This window comes from Streptomyces sp. NPDC056486, from assembly GCF_042795295.1.
Classification (GTDB): Bacteria; Actinomycetota; Actinomycetes; order Streptomycetales; family Streptomycetaceae; genus Streptomyces.
The window spans coordinates 1-3,904 of sequence record NZ_JBHTSF010000308.1 but is presented as its reverse complement, the minus strand read 5'-3'; the positions used below and the strand labels follow the sequence as shown (position 1 = coordinate 3,904).

Here is a 3,904-nt window from a genome sequence, read left to right as displayed (position 1 = left end):
ACCCGTGTCCCGCACGGGTGGCCCTGCGTCGTGCGGCTCCGTCAGACGCCCACCGACTCGCGATCGGCGGTTTCGGGCGCGGCCCGAAGACCGGCGGACCGCCGACTCAGCGCCTCGCCCTCCACATCTACGCGAGGCAGCAAACGGTCAAGGGGACGCGGCAGCCACCACGCGGCCTTGCCGAGCAGGGCGAGAACGGCGGGGACGAGCGCCATGCGGACGACGAACGCGTCGAACAGAACGGCCGAGGCAAGGCCGAACCCGATCGTCTTGATCATCGATTCGCCGGCGCCGATGAACCCGGAGAACACCGCCATCATGATCAGTGCGGCGGCCACGACGACACGTGCGCTGTACCGGAAGCCACTGACCACGGCCTGCCCCGGCCGGTCCCCGTGCACGTACGCCTCCCGCATACGCGCGACGAGGAACACCTCGTAGTCCATGGCGAGCCCGAAGACGATGCCCACCATGAAGATCGGCATCATGCTCATGATCGGCCCGGTCTGCTCGACGCTGAGGAGTTCGGCGCCCCAGCCCCACTGGAAGACCGCGACGACCGAGCCGAGGGCGGCGCCGACGGACAGGAGGAAGCCGAGGGCCGCCTTGACCGGCACGAGCACGGAGCGGAAGACCACCATCAGGAGCAGCACGGCAAGGCCCACCACGACGGCGAGGTACGGGATCAGGGCGTCCTGGACCTTCTGCGCCATGTCGATGTTCATCGCGGTGGTGCCGGTGACCTCGAAGGTGGCTCCCCCGGTGGTCGACTCGATCGCGGGACGGTCGTCGCGGATGGTGTGGACGAGGTCCTTGGTCCGCTGATCGGTGGGGGCGTCGGCCGATACGGCGGTGAACATCGCGGTGTCACCGGCGGGGTTGAACTGCGCCGCCGACACGGAGACGACCCCCTCCGTGGCGCCGATCTTCTGCTCGACGGTCGACACGGCGGCCTTCGGATCGGCGGCGCCCTCGGCGTCCACGACGATCGTCAAGGGCCCGTTGAAGCCGGGGCCGAAGCCGTCGGCGAGCGCGTCGTAGGCGCGGCGTTCCGTGGTCGAGGTGGGCTTGGCCTCGTCTCCCGGCATACCGAGCTGGAGATCGAGCACGGGCAGGGCGAGCGCGCCAAGGACCGCGACCGAGGCGAGGAGCACGGGGACGGGGCGGCGCAGGACGAACCTGGCCCAGCGGCTGCCGCCGTTGCGCTCGCCGCTTTCCTTGTCCCTGCCTCGCTTGCGGGTGGAGCGGGAGAGGACGGCGTTCGGCCAGAGGCCCAGCAGGGCAGGGACGAGAGTGAGGGCGATGACGACGCAGACGACGACCGCCCCGGCCGCGGCGAGACCCATCTTGGTCAGCATGGGAATGCCGACCACCGAGAGTCCTGCCAGTGCGATGACGACGGTGAGCCCCGCGAAGACGACCGCCGAACCGGCCGTACCGACGGCCAGGCCCGCCGCTTCCTGGGGCGTGTGCCCCTTGCCTCGCTCCTCCCGGTAGCGGGAGACGATGAACAGGGCGTAGTCGATGCCGCACGCGAGGCCGAGCATCGTGGCGAGGGTGCCGGTCGTCGCGGAGAGACCGAGGGCGCTGCCCAGGGCGAGGATCGAGGCCATGCTCACGCCGACGCCGATGACGGCGGTGAGCAGCGGAAGCCCGGCAGCGGCCAGCGAGCCGAAGGTGATCAGCAGGACGACGGCCGCGATGGCGATGCCGATCCCCTCGGCGGCGCCGCCCGCGGCGGGCTGGCTCGCGAGGGCGTTTCCGCCGACATTGACGGTCAGGCCCGCGTCACGGGCCGTCTCGATGGCGCCTTCGAGGGTCGACTTGGTCCGGTCGGTGAGGTCGTCGGCCTTCACCTTGTACGTGACGGTCGCGTACGCCGTCGAGCCGTCCTCGCTCACCGCCCGCGCCTTGAACGGGTCGACGGCCTGGGCGACTTGGGACCCGCCGACCGCCCCGTCCCCGGACCTCGCGACGAACTTCTCGACGGCGGCCCGGTTCTCGGTCGCGGTGATCTTCTGCCCGTCCGCGGCGACGAAGACGATCCGTGCGCTCGCCCCGTCGGCCGAGGCCCCGGGGAAGCGCTGCTCCATCAGGTCGAATGCCTTCTGGGACTCGATGCCCGGCATGGAGTTGCCCTCGTCGGGAGCGGCGGGCGCAGTGAGCGCGCCGAAGCCGACGGCACCGAGAACCGCCGCCCACAGCAGGGCGACGTACCAACGCCGCCGGAAGGCCAGACGGCCAAGGCGATAGAGAAGAGTAGCCACGGGCAGAGGTCTCCAGATCTTGTCTCGGGTACCTCCACAGGCTCTCCGGGCAGGGGGTGTCCGGTCGTCGTGCGCCTGCTGACAATCCGGCGTACTGACGTGGCAGTACGCGCGCCCGCCGCGTCATCCGCAGGGCTTACGCCCCCTGCGGTTCAGGGGCGCGGCCAGGGGTGCCCCTCCAGGCTCTCGATGTCGCCGTTGAAGCGCTGGAGGAAGCCTGCGAACGTCGCCACGTCTTCCGCCGACCAGCCGGCCAGGACCTTCTCAAGGCCCTGGGTGTACTCGGCACGGTCGGCGTCGAGTTGGCTCTCGCCCTCGGCGGAGATGCGGAACTTGCGGGCCATCCCGCCCTCGGGGTCGGGGATGCGCTCGACGAGTCCGGTGCGCAGCATGGCCGCGGTCTGCCGGTTGAGGGTGGAGGCATCGAGGCCGAAGGCTTCGGTGAGCTGACCGATGGACATCGGGCCGTCCATCTGGATGCGGCTGAGCAGGACGTACGCACTGCGGTCCAGGCGGCCCCCGGAGGAGCGCGTACGGGGGTTGTACAGGTGTGAGTGCCGTCCGAGCAGCATCGTCTCGAATTCGACCTGCCGAACGGGCTTGTCCGTTCGGCCAACGGGTGTGTCCATACGGCGACCAGGCTTTTCCATACACGCATTCTACCCATAACGTGCATCATGCACTTCGTATGTATAGTGCACATCAATACCGAGACGGCAGAGCCCGAGAAAAGAGAAACCATGAGCGCCATGGACTTCACCGACCGCAGCGTGATCGTGACCGGGGCCGGCTCAGGCATCGGAAGAGCCACCGCCCTCGCCTTCGCCGAGCGCGGGGCCAAGGTGGTCGTCGCCGACCTGAACGCGGGGGGCGCCGCCGAGGTCACCGCCGAGATCGAGTCGGGTGGCGGTACGGCCGTGGCGGTCGTGGGCGATCTCAGCGGACAGGCGGTGGTCGACGAGGTCGTGGCGACCGCGCTGAAGAGCTTCGGCGGCATCGACGTCCTGGTCAACAACGCCGGGATCATGGACAGCATGTCGGCCGCGGCGGACGTCACGGACACGGAGTGGGAGCGGGTCATCCGCATCAACCTCACCGCCCCGTTCCTGCTTGCCCGGGCCGTCCTGCCGCACATGCTCGATGCGGGCCGAGGCTCTCTCGTCTTCACGGCGTCCGAGGCCTCGCTGCGGGGCAGCGCCGCCGGAGCGGCCTACACCGCGTCCAAGCACGGCATCGTGGGCCTGACCAAGTCGCTTGCCGTGACCTACCGGGAGAAGGGAATCCGCACCAATGCGATAGCCCCCGGCGGCACGATCACCAACATCCGGGTCGACGCCGACAGGGACGCACTCGGCCCACAGGCACTGGCCCCGTACATGGGGAACGTCGGCCGCCCCGCCGGCGCCGAGACGCAGGCCGCGGCCATCGTGTTCCTCGCGTCGGAGGCGGCGGGCAACATCAACGGGGTGATTCTGCCGGTGGACGGGGGTTGGTCGGCGGTCTGACCAGGTTCACGCCTCGCCGGCTTCACGCCTGACCGGCTTCGAGGTGGTACACGAGTAAGGGCCGCGACCTTCCGGTCACGGCCCTCACTCGTACAAGACTGTTAAAAGTGTCCGAGGGGGGACTTGAACCCC

The 3,904-nt window shown here is 69.7% G+C and carries 3 protein-coding genes; 1 reads left to right on the top strand and 2 read right to left on the bottom strand.

Annotated features, from left to right (window positions below):
* Nucleotides 1-41: 41 nt before the first annotated feature.
* Together ACFQ7F_RS45570 and ACFQ7F_RS45565 are read right to left on the bottom strand one after the other, a co-directional pair.
* Nucleotides 42-2,267 carry an MMPL family transporter gene (locus ACFQ7F_RS45570; RefSeq protein WP_383285612.1) on the bottom strand — a complete coding sequence of 742 codons (2,226 nt, stop codon included), beginning with the start codon at nucleotides 2,265-2,267 and terminating at the stop codon, nucleotides 42-44.
* Nucleotides 2,268-2,419: 152 nt separating this feature from the next.
* A complete protein-coding gene (locus ACFQ7F_RS45565) occupies nucleotides 2,420-2,896 on the bottom strand; it encodes a MarR family winged helix-turn-helix transcriptional regulator (protein WP_383285615.1) in 477 nt (158 codons plus the stop codon).
* Between the two features lie 111 nt (nucleotides 2,897-3,007).
* On the opposite strand from ACFQ7F_RS45565, the gene ACFQ7F_RS45560 reads away from it, so the two are divergent.
* The gene (locus ACFQ7F_RS45560; RefSeq protein ID WP_383285609.1) at nucleotides 3,008-3,772 is read left to right on the top strand and encodes an SDR family NAD(P)-dependent oxidoreductase; all 765 of its coding nucleotides are present in this window, start codon (nucleotides 3,008-3,010) and stop codon (nucleotides 3,770-3,772) included.
* Nucleotides 3,773-3,904: the final 132 nt, after the last annotated feature.

Coding starts and splice junctions, on each gene's coding strand:
- ACFQ7F_RS45560 (WP_383285609.1), top strand. CDS start 3,008: ATGAGCGCCATGGACTTCACCGACCGCAGCGTGATCGTGACCGGGGCC.
- ACFQ7F_RS45565 (WP_383285615.1), bottom strand. CDS start 2,896: ATGGACACACCCGTTGGCCGAACGGACAAGCCCGTTCGGCAGGTCGAA.